Below are 17,808 nucleotides of genomic sequence, written 5' to 3' on the forward strand. Positions count from 1 at the left end.
GGCGACGGGGAACTCCCCGCCGACAGCCCGCCCCGTGCGCCCCGGCCGTCACCATGTGCGCGTTCCGTCACAGAGCACGCTTTCCCCGGGCCCCTCCGGAACCCCCGGGACGCTTCCGTTCGTCCTCGCCTCCGTACGGCCGTCGACGGACGGCGGGAAGGACACCGATCATCCCCTAGGGTCTACGCACACAGGGGGAGTCGGTGTGCACGGCAAGGTGTGAGGCGACGGTATGGCGCAGCAGGCGTACATGACGGAGACGGACGACGGCGGCCCGGGGCCCGAGCAACGCCGGACAACCGGGCTTCGGCGCCTGTGGGACCGCCTGACCAGAGGCTGGCGCGGAGACCGCCGTATCTGGCGCCGGGGCGTGGTCCTCGCCGTGTGCGCGGTGCTGCTCGCCCTCGTCATGGCGGTCCACGCCCGGATCCCCAACGTGGTCGGCAACCTGGGCAGTCTGCTCGAGACGTTCCTGCCGTGGCTGGGTCTGGCCATCCCGGTGCTCCTGGTACTGGCCCTGGTCCGCAGGTCCGCCACCGCGCTGATCGCGGTGCTGCTGCCCGCCGTCGTCTGGCTGAACCTCTTCGGCGGCCTGCTCACCGACCGGACCGGCCCCGGCGGCGACCTCACGGTGGCCACGCACAACGTCAACGCGCAGAACCCCGACCCGTCCGGAACCGCCCGCGACGTCGCCGCCTCGGGGGCGGACGTCCTGGCCCTGGAGGAACTGAAGGCGTCGGCGGTCCCGGCGTACGAGGCGGCGCTGGCGTCGACGTACGAGCACCACGCGGTGGTCGGCACCGTCGGGCTGTGGAGCAAGTACCCGCTGAGCGACGTGGCGGCCGTCGACATCCGGCTCGGCTGGAAGCGCGCGATGCGGGCCACGGTGACGACGCCCGAGGCGCAGGTCGCCGTGTACGTCGCCCATCTTCCGTCCGTACGCGTGAAGATGGAGGCCGGCTTCACCGCCCGCCAGCGCGACAAGAGCGCCGACGCCCTGGGCGCGGCCATCTCGAGGGAGCCCCTGGAGAACGTCGTCCTGCTCGGCGACCTGAACGGCACGATGAACGACCGCGCCCTGAACGCCGTGACCTCCCAGATGCGTTCCACCCAGGGCGCGTCGGGCAACGGCTTCGGCTTCAGCTGGCCGGCGGCGTTCCCGATGGCGCGGATCGACCAGATCATGGTCAAGGGCGCCGAACCGGAGAGCTCGTGGTCGCTCCCCCAGACGGCGAGCGACCACCTCCCCATCGCGGCCCGGGTGAAGATCGCGACGCCGGACGACTGAGACCGCCGGATGTCTGGGGCCGTTGGGCGGCGGAGGCCGTTGGTCGGCTGGGACCGTCGGGCGGTTGGGACCGCAGGGCGGCCCCGGGACGCGAGTTCCCGGGGCCGCTCCGGTCCTGCTCCGCGCTCGTGTGCCGACTACTCCCGCCAGCCGTTCGTGATCGGCAGCCGGCGGTCCTTGCCGAAGCCCTTCGGGGAGATCTTCGTCCCCGGCGGGTACTGCCGCCGCTTGTACTCGGCCCGGTCGACCATCCGCAGTGTCTTCTTCACCAGTTCCGCGTCGAACCCGGCCGCGACGATCTCGTCCGCGCCCCGGTCCCGGTCCACGTACAGGTCGAGGATCGCGTCGAGGACGGGATAGTCCGGCAGTGAGTCCGTGTCGACCTGGCCCGGCCGCAGTTCCGCACTCGGGGGCTTCGCGATCGAGTTCTCCGGCACGGGCGGGGTCTCGCCACGCGCCGCCGCCGAGCGGTTGCGCCATTCCGCGAGCCGGAACACCGACGTCTTGTAGACGTCCTTGATGGGCCCGTACGCCCCCACCGAGTCCCCGTAGAGCGTCGAATACCCGACCGCCAGCTCCGACTTGTTGCCCGGCGCCAGGACGAGGTGGCCCTCCTGGTTGGAGATCGCCATGAGCATCGTGCCGCGAAGCCGGGACTGCAGGTTCTCCTCCGCCAGCCCGGAGAGCCCCAACGACCCCATGTACGCGTCGAACATCGGCTCGATGGAGACGGTCCGGAAGTTCAGCCCGGTCCGCCGCGCCAGCTCCGCCGCGTCGCTGCGGGAGTGGTCCGAGGAGTACTTCGACGGCATGGAGACGCCGTAGACGTTCTCCGCGCCCACCGCGTCGCAGGCGATCGCGGCGACGAGCGCCGAGTCGATCCCGCCGGACAGGCCGATCAGCACCGACTCGAAGCCGTTCTTCACGACGTACGCGCGGAGCCCCGCGACCAGCGCCGCGTACACCTCCTCGTCGTCGTCGAGCGGCCGAGCGGACGATCCGTGGCGCTCGGGCGCGTACGCGGGCAGCGGCGCCTCGGACAGGACGACGCGGTCGATCCGCAGCCCGTCGTCGACGACCTCGCCGGCCGGCGGCGCGTCCGCGGCGGCCCCGGGGAGGTCGAGGTCGAGCACCATGCACTCCTCGGTGAACTGCGGCGCGCGCGCCACGACGTCACCGGCCCGGTCGACGACGATCGAGTCCCCGTCGAAGACCAGGTCGTCCTGCCCGCCGGTCATCGCGAGGTAGGCGGTCGTGCAGTCGGCCTCCCGGGCCCGCCTGCGGACCAGTTCGAGTCGGGTGTCGTCCTTTTCCCGCTCGTACGGGGAGGCGTTGACGGAGAGCAGCAGCCCGGCCTTCGCCGACCGCGCGGCCGGGACCCGGCCGCCGTCCTGCCACAGGTCCTCGCAGATGGCGAGGGCGACGTCCACGCCGTGCAGCCGCAGGACGGGCAGGGTCTCGCCCGGCACGAAGTACCGGAACTCGTCGAAGACCCCGTAGTTCGGCAGATGGTGCTTGGCGAAGTTCAGTACGACCTCGCCGCCGTGCAGCACGGCCGCGGCATTGCGCGGCGCACCGGCCGGCTGGCCGTACTTCGGCTGGGCGGCGGCGCTGCGGTCGAGGTAGCCGACGAGCACGGGCAGCTCCCCGAAGCCCTCCTCGGCGAGCCGTGCGGCGAGGGAACGCAGCGCCTCGCGGGAGGCCTCCACGAAGGACGACCTCAGCGCGAGGTCCTCCACGGGATACCCGGTCAGCGCCATCTCCGGGAACGCCACGAGGTGGGCTCCCTGCTCGGCACAGTGCCGGGTCCGGCGGAGGATCGTGTCGGCGTTGCCGGCGAGGTCGCCGACACGCGAGTCGATCTGATTCAGAGCGAGACGAAGTTGAGGCACGCGGCCCAGTGTAATCGTCAACTCGACACTATGGGGTGGGGTGGGCGGGCGGTGAGCCGTGGATCACCCTGAGCCGGCCGCCGGGCCGTCGCGCGTGACGGCTCCCGGCCCGCGGCTTGCGGGTTGCGACAGATAATTTGAACGCGGGATGCGCATTACCTACGCTCCCCGGTATGAGGCTGCTGCGCTCCACCGACCTGGCCCTGCGGGTCCTGATGCGCCTCGCCGTGGCCGCGGAGGGCTCCCATCCGACGACGCGCGATGTCGCCGAGGCCATGGGCGTGCCGTACACCCATGCCGCGAAGGTCGTCGCCGAACTCCGGCACAGGGGCCTGCTCACCGCCCGGCGCGGCCGGGGCGGCGGCCTCGCCCTCACCGAGCGGGGCCGGACGGCCTCGGTCGGTGCCCTGGTGCGGGCCTTCGAGGGCGAGGGCGACGTCGTCGACTGCGAGGGCGCGTCCGCGTCCGGCACGGGCACGCCCTGCCCGCTCCGGTCCGCCTGCCGGCTGCGCGGCGCACTGCGGCGGGCCCGGGAGGCGTTCTTCGCCTCGCTGGACCCGCTCACCGTGTCGGACCTCGCCGCGAGCCCGACGGGCCCGCTGCTGCTGGAGATCTCCCGCCCCCCTCGGCCGTAGCCCGCGGCCGTGCGGGGCGCGCTCAGTCCTGCTTGGCCAGCCAGAGGTCCGGGCCGAACACCTCGTAGTGGATGTCGGCCGGTGCGACGCCCTTGCCGATCAGCTGCTCCCGCACCGTCCGCATGAACGGCAGCGGGCCGCACAGGTACGCCCGCGTGCCCGCCGCGACCGGTACGCCGGTGAGGTCGACGTAGCCGGTGGAGGCGCCGGCCGGGGCGTCCTGCTCGTACCACAGGTGCACCGCCGCGTCCGGCAGCTTCGCCGCGTGGGTCTCGTGGTCGGCGCGCAGGGCGTGGTCGGCGGGGGAGCGGTCACCGTGCACGACGGTGACCGGGGCGTCGTAGCCGTGGTCGGCGAGGTGGGCCAGCATCGCGGTCATCGGGGTCACGCCGATGCCGGCGGAGGCGAGCAGGGGGGCGGCGGGCTCGGCCTCGAGGACGAGATCGCCGTACGCCTCGGACAGTTCCAGGACGTCCCCGACCCGCACGCGCGCGTGCAGGTGGCCGGAGACCTCGCCCTCGGGCGTTCCGTCGTCGTGCACGCGCTTGACGCTGAACTGCCGCTCGCCGGGGCCGGGCGCGCCGGAGAGGCTGTACTGGCGGATCTGCCGGGCGCCGTCGCCGAGGGTGACGCGGACGGAGACGTACTGGCCCGGGCGGAAGCCCCGCACCGGCCCCCCGTCGGCCGGTCGCAGCCGCAGCGACACGACGTCGGCGGTCTCGGCGACCCGCCCGACGACCTCCCACTTCCGCCGGCCGGGTCCGCCCTGCTCCTCGTGGAGCCGCTTCTCGATGGCGATGAGGGCGTTGGCCATCAGCCAGTAGACCTCCTCCCAGGCGGCCGCGACCTCGGGCGTGACGGCCTCGCCCAGGACCTCCGCGATCGCGGCGAACAGGTGCTCGTGGACGATCGCGTACTGCTCCGGGGCGATGCCGAGCGAGGCGTGCTTGTGCGCGATGCGCCCCAGCATCGCGTCGGGCCGGGTGTCGGGGTGCGCCAGCAGGTGCGTGGCGAACGCCGCGACGGACCCGGCGAGGGCCTCGCGCTGGGTGCCGGCGGCCTGGTTGCCGCGGTTGAACAGGTCGCGCAGCAGCTCGGGGCGGGCCTCGAACATCCCGGCGTAGAACCGCTCGGTTATCTCGCCGAGGGCCCCGCCCACGGCGGGGAGCGTGGCGCGGACGGTGGCGGCGGACTGCTCGGACAGCATCGGGTCTCCTCGGTGTGGACTGCCTTCTCGACGGCCTGCACCGCCCATTAAAACTTGCATATGGAATACCAATTAAAGGGGGGGGTGGGCCCAGGGCCGCCGGGAGGACCGTGTACAAGGCGTGTGCCGCGGGGCGCCGGGGCGGGCCGGAGCGCGCACGGGCCCCTCCGTGACGAACCCCGGCCCGAGCGGGCAGGATGGGCCGCAGGGTGACACGCCTGGCGTGGCCGGGCTCTTCGCGCCACCGTGGAAGCCCGTGGGACGATCAAGGTCGGCAACACGCGCGAAACCCGGATGTGGTGGGATGGCCGAAGTGCCCGACCGCCGCCCGAGGAGGCCACCCGGTGCGGGAGAGACTGGCGGCCTGACCGGCAAGGATGGGGAAGCGGAAGATGGACAAGCAGCAGGAATTCGTGCTCCGGACGCTGGAGGAGCGCGACATCCGGTTCGTACGGCTGTGGTTCACGGACGTCCTGGGCTTCCTCAAGTCCGTGGCCGTGGCCCCGGCCGAGCTGGAGCAGGCGTTCGACGAGGGCATCGGCTTCGACGGCTCCGCCATCGAGGGCTTCGCCCGGGTGTACGAGTCCGACATGATCGCCAAGCCGGACCCGTCGACGTTCCAGGTCCTGCCGTGGCGCGCCGAGGCCCCCGGCACGGCCCGCATGTTCTGCGACATCCTGATGCCGGACGGCTCCCCGTCCTTCGCCGACCCGCGCTATGTCCTCAAGCGCGCGCTGGCCCGCGCCTCCGACCAGGGTTTCACCTTCTACACCCACCCGGAGATCGAGTTCTTCCTGCTGAAGGACAAGCCGGTCGACGGCAGCCGCCCGACCCCGGCGGACAGCTCCGGCTACTTCGACCACACCCCGCACAACGTGGGCATGGACTTCCGCCGGCAGGCGATCACCATGCTGGAGTCGATGGGCATCTCGGTGGAGTTCTCCCACCACGAGGGCGCCCCCGGCCAGCAGGAGATCGACCTCCGCTACGCGGACGCGCTGTCCACGGCCGACAACATCATGACCTTCCGCCTGGTCATGAAGCAGGTGGCGCTGGAACAGGGCGTGCAGGCCACGTTCATGCCGAAGCCGTTCTCGGAGTACCCGGGCAGCGGCATGCACACGCACCTGTCCCTCTTCGAGGGCGACCGCAACGCGTTCTACGAGTCGGGCGCCGAGTACCAGCTCTCCAAGGTGGGCCGCTCCTTCATCGCGGGCCTGCTGCGGCACGCGGCGGAGGTCTCCGCCGTCACCAACCAGTGGGTCAACTCCTACAAGCGCATCTGGGGCGGCTCCGAGCGCACCGCCGGCGCCGGCGGCGAGGCCCCCTCGTACATCTGCTGGGGCCACAACAACCGCTCGGCCCTGGTCCGCGTCCCGATGTACAAGCCCGGCAAGACCGGCTCGGCCCGCGTCGAGGTCCGCTCGATCGACTCCGGCGCCAACCCGTACCTGACGTACGCACTCCTCCTGGCCGCCGGCATGAAGGGCGTGGAGGAGGGCTACGAACTCCCGCCCGGCGCCGAGGACGACGTCTGGGCCCTCTCCGACGCCGAACGCCGCGCCCTCGGCATCGAGCCCCTCCCGCAGAACCTCGGCGAGTCCCTCACCCTGATGGAGCGCAGCGACCTGGTCGCCGAAACCCTCGGCGAACACGTCTTCGACTTCTTCCTGCGCAACAAGCGCCAGGAGTGGGAGGAGTACCGCTCCGAGGTCACGGCCTTCGAGCTGCGCAAGAACCTGCCGGTGCTGTAACGCGCGGAAGGGAGCCCTGTTCCCCGACCCGTACACGGTCCGGGGAACAGGGCTCCCTTCCGGTGGGACCGGCCTCGGATGGGGCCGGGACCGGAGCGGTGCGGTGCGGCCCTAGCCCTTGAGGTGCCGGCCGGAGTCACGTGCCTGCTCGGTGACCTCGCCGGTCCGGCCGCGTGCCTCGTCCTGGGTGGTGCGTGCGGCCTGCGCCGCGGTGTCCTTCACCTCCGCGGCCGCGCTCTGCGTCACCTCCCGGGCGCCTTCCTTGAGGTGCTGCGCGGACTCCGCGGCGGCCTCCTTCACCGGCTCCAGGGCCTCGCCTCCGCGTTCCATCAGCTCGGTGGCCTTCTGCTGCTCGGTCCGGGACGCGGGCACCATCGAGGACGCCAGCAGACCGACGCCGAAGGCGACCAGGCCGGCGGCCAGCGGGTTGCCCTGGGTCTGCCTGCGGGCCATGTCGGGTGCCTGCTGCACGGCGTCCCCCGCCTGAGCGGCCGCGGCGCGAGCCGAATCGGACGCCTTTCCGGCGCCCTCCTGCACCGAGCCGGCCGCCGACTGCGCGGTGCCCGCCACACCCTGCGCGGACTGCGACGCGGTGCCCATGACCCGGTTGCGGACGCCCGACACCCTGTCACGCATCCGGTCCGCGCGGCGGCGCACCACCCGGCCGGGGCTGGTCCGCTCGGCGAGCTGGTCCACGTTCGTGGAGAGTTGTTCGCGAGTGGCCTCTATCTCGGCCCTCACCTGGTCGGGTGACGTGCCCATTCCGCGTTCTCCTTCATGGTCTCGACGGTCTGCTCGGGCTTCGGGGAGACGGCACGCATCCGTGCGCGGCCCTTCTGGTACAGCACGGCCGCGACGACGGCCCACACCGCGGCGACGATCAGGGCGGCCCAGCCCCCGTCCATCACATTGGCCAGCCCCAGCACGGCGGCCAGCGACAGGAACAGCAGCACCAGGTAACCGGCGAAGCCGGCACCGCCGTACATCCCCGCGGCCTTGCCCGCCCTGGTCCCCTCCTCCTTGATCTCGGCCTTCGCCAGCTCGACCTCCTGCCGGAAGAGGGTCTGGAGGTCGGAGGTCACGCCGGCGAGAAGCTCGCCCACGGACTGCTCCTGCCCCGGCGGCTCGGTCGGGTCGGGCACGGGCGACATGGAGGACATCTCACACCTCCGGGTGTGCGCGACCCGGTGCACCGGCAGGCGGTGCCCCTCCGGCAGGCGGAGGACCGGCCGGAGGGCCGCTGGGAGGCAGCGGCCGGGTGGGGGGCGCGCCCAGCCCGTCCCACCCCTGCGACCCGGAGGCCTGCTCCTGCCCGGACCCGTCGGACTGCGACCGGGTCCGGGAGGCGGCGCCCGACGCCTTCGCCAGCCGCCCGACGGCCAGCCCGGCCAGCAGCGCGCCACCGAGGAAGGCCCCGGGGCGCCGGCGGGCGAAGCTCTGGAGGTCGGAGACGAGCCCTTCGACGCCCTGCTCCTCCAGGTAGTCGGCGGCACGGTGGCTCCGGTCGGCCGCCTGGGCCGCGAAACCGCGGGCGGCGGAGTCGCTCTGGGCGTGGTCGGCGAGATCGGTGAGGTCGCCCGCCCACCCCCGCAGTGCTTCGGCCGCGCGCCTGGCCTGCCCCTCGGCCTCCTCCATCGCCCGGCCCCGCAGGTCATGGACGGCTGTACCGGCCTGCTGCCGAGCCTCGCCCGCCACGGTCCGGGCCTGCTCCGTCGCGGTGTCCGCGACCCGGCCCGCGGCCTGCTTGGCCTGACCGGCCGTCGCGGAGGCCTCCGTCCTGACCTTCTCTCCGGTATCCCTGGTTCCGGTGTGTACGGACTCACTCATCGGCGACTTCTCCTCATCGGATGTCCTGCGTGAGGTCCCGCGTCCCGGACGCCCCGGCGCCTGCCGGAAGCCGTACACCGGGCATCCCACGTGACCGTCCGTCCCGCCCCGAGTGGCCATTCGTGCGTACTTGACACACTTTGTCCACAAGGAATCTCTGCCGGAGACCACCGGGCCGGCTCCGGCCGGTGGGCGAGGAGGTGGCGGCGGGGGAGGGGGAAGGGGCGAGCGGTGCGCCTGCGAGCGGCTCGGGCGGGCAGCGGGTCCGGGTGCGTGGCCCGCGGCGTGGGACCGGGGGGCGGGCTGGTCCACGACCAGCAGGACGGTGCCCAACTCGGCCTTGGGTTTGTCGAAGACGGCCCGCAGCTTCGGTTCGCTGTGGGGCGGAGCCTTGTCGAAGGCCGTCTTCCCGGCCGGGGTCAGGCCGTGTCCGTGACGCGTCCGCCTGCCGACGTCCAGGCCCGGGAAGACGGCCACCCCGTCGGTGCCGGCCATCGTGCCCCCACATGTGTCGATGCGTGCCGGCCTCGGCGGTCGGGGCCGTTCTCGCGCATCCACGTCATGCAGACCTGCCGCCCGCGAACGGCCGGGCATTGCGCCCGGCCGGGCGGTGGCCGGACCTCTGATCAGCGTCTGTGACGGCACCCCTCGGACCCGGTGGCACCACCCCCAGGTCATCGACTTCGACAGGGGGCAACAGTCATGCCGGGCCCGGAGGCCGGCGGCCCTCTTGCAGGACCGCGAAAGAGACGACGGGAGACGGGAGCCCCGTTCGTCGGGGGTGGTGCGTCGGTCATCAGGTCCTCACCGGTCGGGACGGGGTGGCGGGGGAGTTCTTCCCCCGGGAGGTCCGGCCCCGCACGCCCCCGGAACTCACCACGCACCGCACGGCATCGCACCGGCGTCCCGGGGCCGGGTCGTGGCGGGACGGATAGGCTCGTGGCCTGGAAGGGCCCGTGGTGGGCCGGAGGCGGGTCAGGACCGAGGGAGGCCGGGGATGACGTCGGTGCCGGGGCGCAGGAGCAGTACCTTCACCCGGCTGCTGCGGCACGGTTTCACCGACCCGTCGGCGGCCGAGCGGCTGCTGGACGGGCCCGAGCCGGCCGCGGTGCGCGACGACCCGGTACTCCTCGACGCGCTCGGCGGCACCGCCGACCCCGATCTCGCGCTGCTGGGACTGGTCCGGCTGCTGGAGGCGCAGACCGGCGCCACCGGCCGGCAGGAGCTGCTGGACACGCTGATCGCCGCCAAGCCGCTGCGTGACCGGCTGCTCGGCGTGCTCGGCGCCTCCGAGGCCCTGGCCGACCACCTCGCCCGGCACCCCGACGACTGGCAGGCGCTCGTCACGTACGAGGCGCGGGACCTGCACCCCGGCGTCACCGAGTTCGAGCGCGGCCTCGTCTCCGCCACCGACGCCGTGTCGCTGCGCGTCGCCTACCGGCGGTGCCTGCTGTCCATCGCCGCCCGCGACGTCTGCGGCACCACCGAGGTGTCCGAGACCGCCGCCGAACTCGCCGACCTGGCCACCGCCACCCTGCGTGCCGCCCTCTCGCTCGCCGAGGCCGCCGCGCCCGAGGACACCGCCCTGTGCCGGCTCGCGGTGATCGCGATGGGCAAGTGCGGCGGGCACGAGCTGAACTACGTGTCGGACGTCGACGTCATCTTCGTCGGCGAGGCGGTGAACGGCGCCGACGAGGACAAGGCCCTGCGCGCCGCCACCCGGCTGGCCTCGCACATGATGCGGATCTGCTCCGAGAACAACGTCGAGGGCACCATCTGGCCCGTCGACGCCAACCTGCGGCCCGAGGGCCGCAACGGCCCCCTCGTCCGCACCCTCGCCTCGCACCGCGCGTACTACCAGCGCTGGGCCAAGACCTGGGAGTTCCAGGCGCTGCTCAAGGCCCGCCCGGTGGCCGGCGACCTCGCGCTCGGCGAGGAGTACGTCGCCGCCCTCCGCCCCCTGGTGTGGCAGGCCGCCGAGCGGGAGAACTTCGTCGCCGACGTGCAGAAGATGCGCCGCCGGGTGATCGACACCATCCCCACCGCCGAGGTCGACCGTCAGCTCAAGCTCGGCCCCGGCGGGCTGCGCGACGTCGAGTTCGCCGTGCAGCTGCTCCAGCTGGTGCACGGCCGCACCGACACCTCCCTGCGCAGCGGCACCACCCTCGACGCGCTGGGGGCCCTCGCCGCCGGCGGCTACGTGGGCCGCGCCGACGCCGCCCAGCTCGACAACGCCTACCGCTTCCTGCGCTCCCTGGAACACCGCATCCAGCTCTTCAAGCTGCGCCGCACCCACCTGGTCCCGGAGGGCGACGCGGACCTGCGCCGCATCGGCCGCTCCCTGGGCCTGCGCACCGACCCGGTGACGACCCTGAACCGCGAGTGGCGGCGGCACGCCTCCGCCGTACGGCGGCTGCACGAGAAGCTGTTCTACCGGCCGCTGCTCGACGCGGTCGCCCAGCTCGCCCCCGGTGAGGCCCGGCTCAGTGCCGAGGCCGCCCGCGAACGGCTGGTCGCCCTCGGCTACGCCGACCCGGGGGCCGCCCTGCGCCACCTGGAGGCGCTGGCGTCCGGCGTGACCCGCAAGGCGGCCATCCAGCGGACCCTGCTGCCCGTGCTGCTCGGCTGGTTCGCCGACTCCGCCGACCCGGACGCCGGCCTGCTGAATTTCCGCAAGGTCTCCGACGCGCTCGGCAAGACCCCCTGGTACCTGCGGCTGCTGCGCGACGAGGGCGCCGCCGCCGAGAACCTCGCCCGCGTCCTGTCCGCCGGACGGCTCGCCCCCGACCTGCTGATGCGCGCCCCCGAGGCGGTGGCCCTGCTCGGCGACGGCGAGGCCGGCGGCCTCAGCCCCCGCTCCCGTGCCCACCTGGAGCAGGAGATCATCGCCGCCGTCCGCCGCGCCGACGGCGCCGTCCAGGCGGTCGCCGCCGCCCGCGGAGTCCGCCGCCGCGAGCTGTTCCGTACCGCCGCCACCGACATCGTCGGCTCCTACGGCACCGAGTCCCAGCCCGCGGAGGCCGACCAGGGCGCCCTGGTCGACCTGGTGGGCGGCGCCGTGTCGGACCTGACCGCCGCCACCCTCGCCGGCACGCTGCGCGCGGTCGTCCGGGAGGGCTGGGGGGACACCCTCCCCACCCGCTTCGCGATCATCGGCATGGGCCGCTTCGGCGGCCACGAGTTGGGCTACGGCTCCGACGCGGACGTCCTGTTCGTCCACGAACCGCGCGACGGCGTGGACGAACGGGAAGCGACCGACGCGGCCGGCAAGGTCGTCGCCGAGATGCGCCGCCTGCTCCAGATCCCCAGCGCCGACCCGCCCCTGCTCATCGACGCCGACCTGCGCCCCGAGGGCCGCTCCGGGCCGCTGGTCCGCACCCTGAAGTCGTACGAGGCGTACTACCGGCGCTGGTCCCTGGCGTGGGAGCGGCACGCGCTGCTGCGGGCCGAACCGGTCGCCGGTGACGAGGACCTCGGCCGCCGCTTCGTCGAGCTGATCGACCCGCTGCGTTATCCGTCCGCCGGAATCGGTGAGGACGACGCGCGCGAGATCCGGCGCCTGAAGGCCCGCATGGAGTCCGAGCGGCTGCCCCGCGGCACCGACCCCAAGCTGCACGCCAAGCTCGGTCCCGGTGGCCTGTCCGACGTCGAGTGGACCGTGCAGCTGATCCAGCTGCGGCACGCCGCGCACGAACCGGGGCTGCGCACCACCCGCACCCGCGAGGCGCTGGAGGCCGCCCGGGAGGCCGGGCTGATCCCCGCGGACGAGGCGGCCGTCCTCGACGAGGCATGGGTGCTGGCCACGGGCGTGCGCAACGCGGTCATGCTGGTCCGGGGCCGGGCCGGGGACACCTTCCCCACCGACCCGCGGGAGCTGGCCGCCGTCGGCCGCTACCTCGGCTACGGTCCCGGCCGTGCCGGCGACATGCTCGACGCGTACCGGCGCACGGCCCGCAGGGCACGGGGCGTGATGGAGGAGCTGTTCTACGGCGGGTCGTAGACCCGGCGGTGCGGGACGCCTCAGGGGCGCGGGGCCGTCTCCTCCGCCCGGGTGCGGGCGGAGGCGCCCGCGGCGGGGGAGCCGCCCGGGTCCTTCGGGGTACGCGGGCTCACGACCACCGTGCTCCCGCCGCCCGTGCCCCGGCTGCCGTCCGCGTCCTTGCCGCCGTCCGCCTCCACGACGGCCGCACCCGTGCCGCGCCGGCCCGGCGAACCCCTGAACCGGCCGGCCCCGTCGCCGTCGTCCGGCACCGCTCGCGGCAGCGCGTACGGCCTGCTCCCGTACCAGAGGGTCGCCAGCGCGTAGCCGAAGGCGAGGCAGAGCAGGCCGCCCACCGCGTCCAGCCAGAAGTGGTTGGCGGTGGCGACGATGACCACCAGCGTGCCCGCCGGGTACAGCAGGCCCAGGACCTTCGCCCACGGGACCGTCGCCAGGGCGAAGACGGTCAGTCCGCACCACATCGACCAGCCGATGTGCATCGAGGGCATCGCGGCGTACTGGTTGGACATGTTCTTCAGGTCGCCGGAGGCCATCGACCCCCAGGTCTCGTGGACCACCACGGTGTCGATGAAGCCGCCGCCGTTCATCAGGCGCGGCGGGGCGAGCGGGAACAGGTAGTAACCGGCCAGGGCGACGGCGGTGGTGGAGAACAGCACCAGCCTGGTCGCCGCGTAACGGCCGGGATGACTGCGGTAGAGCCACACCAGGACACCCAGCGTGACCACGAAGTGCAGGGTGGCGTAGTAGTAGTTCATGCCGACGACCAGCCAGGTCACCGAGTTCACCGCGTGGTTGACCGACTCCTCGAAGGCGAGGTTGAGCTGCCGCTCCAGGTCCCAGAGCCGGTCCGCGTTGCGCAGCGCCTCGGACTTCTGCTCCGGCACCGCGTTGCGGACGAGCGAGTACGTCCAGTAACTCACCGCGACCAGCAGGATCTCGAACCACAGCCGCGGCCGGCGGGGGGTGCGCAGGCGACGCAGGAGTCCTCGCCCCGTCCCGCCCTCGACGGGGTGCGCTGCGGCCTGATGCCGGCCTTCCGGCGTGGTCGCCGTCGCTTCACCCATGGGCACAGAGTCTGCCAGAAAAGCCCCTCCCGCAGATCATCCTACGGTCTGGGTGGACCCGCACGTTCTCTCCGGGGAGGGGCTCCACTGCCTCCTCCTGGAGCAGGGTGCGAGGCCCGCCGCCTGCGCCCCGGGGAGGACACGGCGCCCCGGACGGCCTCTGCGGGTGCGCGGTGCCACGGCTCCGCGCGTGCGGTCGGAGCCTGCTTCCGGGGAGCCGTGACACCGGGCCGGTTCAGGGACGGGGACGGGTGGCGGTGTCGAGGTAGAAGGCGTCGATGCTCTGGACGGCCTGCTCGAACTCCTCCAGGTTGACGGGCTTGGTCACGTAGGCGTTGGCGTGACTGCTGTACGCGCCCGTGACGTCGTCCGGGGCGGTGGACGTGGTCAGGACGACCACGGGGATCGTCTGCAGGTCGTCGTCGCTCTTCAGGACCTTGAGCAGATCGCGGCCGTTCATCCGGGGCATGTTCAGGTCGAGGACGATGAGGTCGGGCCGTGGACTGTCCGGGGCCCGCAGGTGTTCCAGTGCGGCGACTCCGTCGGTGACCTGGACGAGGTTGCGGGCTCCGCGCTCGGAGAGGGCTTCCTCGATGAGCATGGCGTCGGCAATGTCGTCTTCGACCAGCAGGACGTCGAAGGGGCGTGTGGGGGTGGTCATCGTCGGATGCTCCGTGGGTTTCTCGGGGGAATGGTGGAAGAGCCCCGGCCAGCGCCGCCGGGCACCTTGCCGGGTCATACCGCAGGCGGCGCCGATCTGCGGGTAGCCGGCACCCGCGCGGGCGGCGGCCACGGCCGCTTCCTGCTGGAGTCGTTCAGTGGCCTGCTTGAGGTGATTCAGCACGCGGAGCAGAGCCAGGGCCTGTGCCGGGTCGTCCGGCGCCGGGTGGGAGGGGGTCTCCAGGAGCCGGTGGGCGAGGCGCTGCGCAAGATCACCGACTGCCGCGTCCGTGAGGGAGGCGGTCTCCTGCGGAGTGATCCGCGGTGCGAAGTCCTTGCCAGGCATGTCTGGCACTCTAGGTCCCGGAGCGGCTCCGCGACAACAAGGGTTGTCACCCTCTAAAGTGTGCTGGCCCAACTTTCACACGATTGCCACACCGAGGAGCCCACACGATGACCGTCGACGAGAGGCGATCACGCCCACGGGGGTTTTCCGCGTGGACGACCAGGCGGTGGCTTCGCGTGGGGACGGCCGCGTCCCTCGTGGTCCTGGCCCTGCTCGGGACGGCGGGCGCATGGGTCCTGGGGCGGACGGAGACGATCAGCGACGAACTCGTGGACGTGCGCTCCTCCGCGCTGACCGTCGCGGTCCGCCTGGAAGCGTCCGTGCTCAACCAGGAGACCGGAATCCGCGGCTACGGCCTCACCGGCATACCGGAGTTCGTCGACCCCTACGAGCAGGGGCTCACCGAGCAGAAGGCGACCGTCGCGCACCTCACCGAGCTGCTCAAGGACGACCCCACGGGTCTGGACGACCTGAAGACCGTGCAGGACGCCGTGGCGAAGTGGCAGGAGAGGGTCGCCCGGCCCGTCGCCACCGCGCCCCCCGGCTCCCCCTCGCCGACGGCCACCCAGCGGGCGACGGAGGGCAAGGCGGCCTTCGACGACGTACGCGCCGCCCTGAGCAGCCAGCAGGACCAGCTGCGCGCGGACCTCGCACAGGTGAGGGAGGACCTGACGGCCACGATGGCCTTGAGGAACGGGGTGTTCAGTGCCATCGCGGTGCTCATCGTCGTCCTCACGGCTCTGATCTTCGAAGGACTGCGCCGGGGCATCAACATGCCGCTGGAGCGGCTCGGCGCGGACGCCCGGGCCGTCACCGGCGGCGACTTCGAGCATCCCATCACCCCGACGGGCCCCGCCGACCTGCGGCGCCTCAGCCGTGAGATCGACTTCATGCGGCAGCGTCTCGTACGGGAACTGGCCCTCAGCGAGGAGACACGGCTGCGGCTGGACGCGCAGGCCGCGGACCTCCAGCGCTCCAACGCCGAGCTGGAGCAGTTCGCGTACGTGGCCTCCCACGACCTGCAGGAGCCGCTGCGCAAGGTCTCCAGCTTCACCCAGCTCCTCCAGCGGCGCTACGGGGGGCAGCTCGACAGCCGGGCCGACCAGTACATCGACTTCGCGGTCGACGGGGCGAACCGCATGCAGACCCTCATCAACGACCTGCTCGACTTCTCCCGGGTCGGGCGGCTGCACAACACCCACCAGAGCGTCGACCTGGAGGAGGTGCTCGAACGGACCCTGTCCGCGCTGAGCGTCGGCATCGAGGAGGCCGGAGCGGAGATCACCCACGACCCGCTGCCGACCCTGGTCGCCGACCCCACCCAGCTGGGCATGCTCTGGCAGAACCTGATAGGCAACGCCGTCAAGTTCCGCCGCCCGGGTGAAACGCCGAAGATCCACATCACGGCGGCCCCGGAAGGCGAACTGTGGCGGTTCACCGTCACCGACAACGGCATCGGCATCGCACCCGAGTACGCCGACAAGGTGTTCGTGATCTTCCAGCGGCTGCACACCAAGGACACCTACACCGGCAGCGGAATCGGCCTCGCGATGTGCAAGAAGATCGTCGAGTTCCACGGAGGCACCATCCAGGTCGACCCGGAGCACCGCGACGGCGCACGCATCGTCTTCACCCTCGCACCCCGGCCGCCGGAGAGCCCCGGCCCGTCCACCGTGCCGGAGGCCGTCCGCGCCGACGCGGAACCCGTGCGATGACGACAGACATGCCGGCCGTGCCGGAAGTGGCCTCCGAGGGGTCGTTGTACCGCGTCCTGCTGATCGAGGACGACCCGGGCGACGCCCTGCTCGTGGAGGAACTCCTGCACGACACGGGGATGCGGTTCGCGCTGACCACCCGGACCACCCTGGCCGAGGCGCGCGCCGAACTGGCCGGCAGCCCGATCGACTGCGTCCTCCTCGACCTGCACCTGCCCGACGTGGCCGGCGTCGACGCGGTCACGGCCGTGCGAGGGCTGGCCCCGCACACCGCGGTGATCGTCCTGACCGGGCTGTCCGAGGACCGGGCGGGCACCGAGGCCATGGCCGCCGGAGCGCAGGACTACCTCGTCAAGGGCAAGGTCGAAGCGGACCTGCTGCGAAGAGCGCTGCGCTACGCCGTCTACCGGAGCCGGACGGAACGCGCGAGTGCCGAAGCCCAGGCCACCCGGCTGCGGGCGGAGGAGAACGCCCGCCTGGAACGCGGCCTGCTGCCCCAGCCGATGCTCGACACCTCCACGGTGAGGGTGACGTCCCGCTACCTGCCCGGTGCGGAGATGGCCCTGCTCGGCGGGGACTTCCTCGACGTGGTGGAGGGGGACGACGGGCTGCTGCACGCCGTCGTGGGCGACGTCAGCGGCCACGGTCCCGACGCCGCGGCGCTGGGGGTCTGCCTGCGGATCGCGTGGCGTTCCCTGGTGCTCGGCGGGTACCGCGGAGACGACCTGCTGCACCTGATGGAACGCATCCTGATCGCCGAACGCGACAGCCAGCACCTGTTCGCCACCTGCACCCTGCTCACCCTCGACCAGAGTTCCGGCACCGCCGTCCTCCACCTGGCCGGCCATCACGAACCCCTCCTGACCACGGCCGAGGGAACCCGGGAGGTGAGCGCCGAGCACGGCATCGCCCTGGGCATCGTCCCCGGAGACGGCAGCTGGCCCTCCACGGTCGTTCCGCTCCCGGAGACCGGAGCCCTGACCGTCTACACCGACGGCCTCATCGAAGGGCACAACGGGACGAAGGGGGAGCGGCTCGGCGTCGAAGGGCTGCTCTCGCTGATCGGGAACCTGCCGCCGACGGATCCGGAGGACCACGTCGACCTCCTCATCAAGGAAACCCACACGCTCAACGCCGGCCGCCACTCCGACGACCTGGCCGTGCTCCGCCTCGACTGGGGCCACCTGCCCGCCGGCCGCTGAGGGTCCGGTGCGCCGGCACCGGCCCGGCGACCGCGGCAGCCGCGACGCCGTCCGCGGGGCTCCTCGCCGGTGTGCGCAGGGCGGGCAGTCCGAGCGGCCCGGTGGCTGTCGGCACCGCGCTCCGGCCGGGCCCGCCCCGCGGACCAAGGCCGAGGTGACCAGCGGCACCTCTCCCGCCGAGGCGAGCGGGGCCGGTGCGTGGGGACGCACGGCGCAGG

General features: G+C 72.9%; 13 protein-coding genes and 1 pseudogene. 6 read left to right on the forward strand and 8 right to left on the reverse strand.

Features of this window, described 5'->3' with window-relative positions; genetic code table 11:
* The first annotated feature begins 232 nt into the window (after window positions 1–232).
* Entirely contained in the window at window positions 233–1,288 is a 1,056-nt protein-coding gene (locus ORI94_RS05670) for an endonuclease/exonuclease/phosphatase family protein (RefSeq protein WP_266073031.1), read from the forward strand.
* 137 nt (window positions 1,289–1,425) lie between these two features.
* Here the strand turns inward: ORI94_RS05670 and ORI94_RS05675 are convergent, their stop codons facing one another.
* Window positions 1,426–3,180 carry an NAD+ synthase gene (locus ORI94_RS05675; RefSeq protein ID WP_266073033.1) on the reverse strand — a complete coding sequence of 585 codons (1,755 nt, stop codon included), beginning with the start codon at window positions 3,178–3,180 and terminating at the stop codon, window positions 1,426–1,428.
* A 173-nt stretch (window positions 3,181–3,353) separates the two neighbouring features.
* Between ORI94_RS05675 and ORI94_RS05680 the strand changes: the two genes are divergently transcribed.
* Window positions 3,354–3,815, forward strand: coding sequence for an RrF2 family transcriptional regulator (locus ORI94_RS05680; protein WP_266073035.1), 462 nt, complete (start codon window positions 3,354–3,356; stop codon window positions 3,813–3,815).
* A gap of 22 nt (window positions 3,816–3,837) precedes the next feature.
* Here ORI94_RS05680 and ORI94_RS05685 read toward each other — a convergent pair whose 3' ends face one another.
* A complete protein-coding gene (locus ORI94_RS05685; RefSeq protein ID WP_266073037.1) occupies window positions 3,838–5,022 on the reverse strand; it encodes a globin domain-containing protein in 1,185 nt (394 codons plus the stop codon).
* Window positions 5,023–5,414: 392 nt separating this feature from the next.
* Here ORI94_RS05685 and ORI94_RS05690 point away from each other — a divergent pair, with 392 nt between their 5' ends.
* A complete protein-coding gene (locus ORI94_RS05690; RefSeq protein WP_042173535.1) occupies window positions 5,415–6,776 on the forward strand; it encodes a glutamine synthetase family protein in 1,362 nt (453 codons plus the stop codon).
* Between the two features lie 111 nt (window positions 6,777–6,887).
* On the opposite strand, the gene ORI94_RS05695 is transcribed toward ORI94_RS05690, so the two are convergent.
* The 4 genes and pseudogenes from ORI94_RS05695 to ORI94_RS05710 all read right to left on the reverse strand — a co-directional run.
* Complete coding sequence (locus tag ORI94_RS05695; RefSeq protein WP_266073040.1) at window positions 6,888–7,538, reverse strand: DUF3618 domain-containing protein; 651 nt, start codon at window positions 7,536–7,538, stop codon at window positions 6,888–6,890.
* Window positions 7,514–7,936 (reverse strand): phage holin family protein, encoded by a 423-nt coding sequence (locus ORI94_RS05700; protein ID WP_266073042.1) that lies wholly within the window; start codon window positions 7,934–7,936, stop codon window positions 7,514–7,516. The genes ORI94_RS05695 and ORI94_RS05700 overlap by 25 nt, the downstream gene beginning before the upstream one ends.
* Before the next feature lies 1 nt (window position 7,937).
* A complete protein-coding gene (locus tag ORI94_RS05705) occupies window positions 7,938–8,603 on the reverse strand; it encodes a hypothetical protein (RefSeq protein ID WP_266073235.1) in 666 nt (221 codons plus the stop codon).
* A gap of 297 nt (window positions 8,604–8,900) precedes the next feature.
* Window positions 8,901–9,098: pseudogene (locus tag ORI94_RS05710) on the reverse strand (IS110 family transposase); the annotation flags it as partial.
* 502 nt (window positions 9,099–9,600) lie between these two features.
* Here ORI94_RS05710 and ORI94_RS05715 point away from each other — a divergent pair.
* Window positions 9,601–12,603 carry a bifunctional [glutamine synthetase] adenylyltransferase/[glutamine synthetase]-adenylyl-L-tyrosine phosphorylase gene (locus ORI94_RS05715; RefSeq protein ID WP_266073044.1) on the forward strand — a complete coding sequence of 1,001 codons (3,003 nt, stop codon included), beginning with the start codon at window positions 9,601–9,603 and terminating at the stop codon, window positions 12,601–12,603.
* 20 nt (window positions 12,604–12,623) lie between these two features.
* On the opposite strand, the gene ORI94_RS05720 is transcribed toward ORI94_RS05715, so the two are convergent.
* Together ORI94_RS05720 and ORI94_RS05725 are read right to left on the reverse strand one after the other, a co-directional pair.
* Complete coding sequence (locus tag ORI94_RS05720) at window positions 12,624–13,667, reverse strand: phosphatase PAP2 family protein (RefSeq protein ID WP_266073046.1); 1,044 nt, start codon at window positions 13,665–13,667, stop codon at window positions 12,624–12,626.
* Window positions 13,668–13,902: 235 nt separating this feature from the next.
* Window positions 13,903–14,673: a response regulator gene (locus ORI94_RS05725; protein ID WP_266073048.1), complete on the reverse strand. Its 771-nt coding sequence runs from the start codon at window positions 14,671–14,673 to the stop codon at window positions 13,903–13,905.
* Window positions 14,674–14,780: 107 nt separating this feature from the next.
* Between ORI94_RS05725 and ORI94_RS05730 the strand changes: the two genes are divergently transcribed.
* Together ORI94_RS05730 and ORI94_RS05735 are read left to right on the forward strand one after the other, a co-directional pair.
* On the forward strand, window positions 14,781–16,388 hold the full coding sequence (locus ORI94_RS05730) for a sensor histidine kinase (RefSeq protein WP_266073049.1): 1,608 nt from the start codon (window positions 14,781–14,783) through the stop codon (window positions 16,386–16,388).
* Window positions 16,385–17,590 carry a PP2C family protein-serine/threonine phosphatase gene (locus tag ORI94_RS05735; RefSeq protein WP_266073051.1) on the forward strand — a complete coding sequence of 402 codons (1,206 nt, stop codon included), beginning with the start codon at window positions 16,385–16,387 and terminating at the stop codon, window positions 17,588–17,590. The genes ORI94_RS05730 and ORI94_RS05735 overlap by 4 nt, the downstream gene beginning before the upstream one ends.
* Window positions 17,591–17,808 lie beyond the last annotated feature (218 nt).

This window comes from Streptomyces sp. NEAU-W12, assembly GCF_026242095.1.
Classification (GTDB): domain Bacteria; phylum Actinomycetota; class Actinomycetes; order Streptomycetales; family Streptomycetaceae; genus Streptomyces.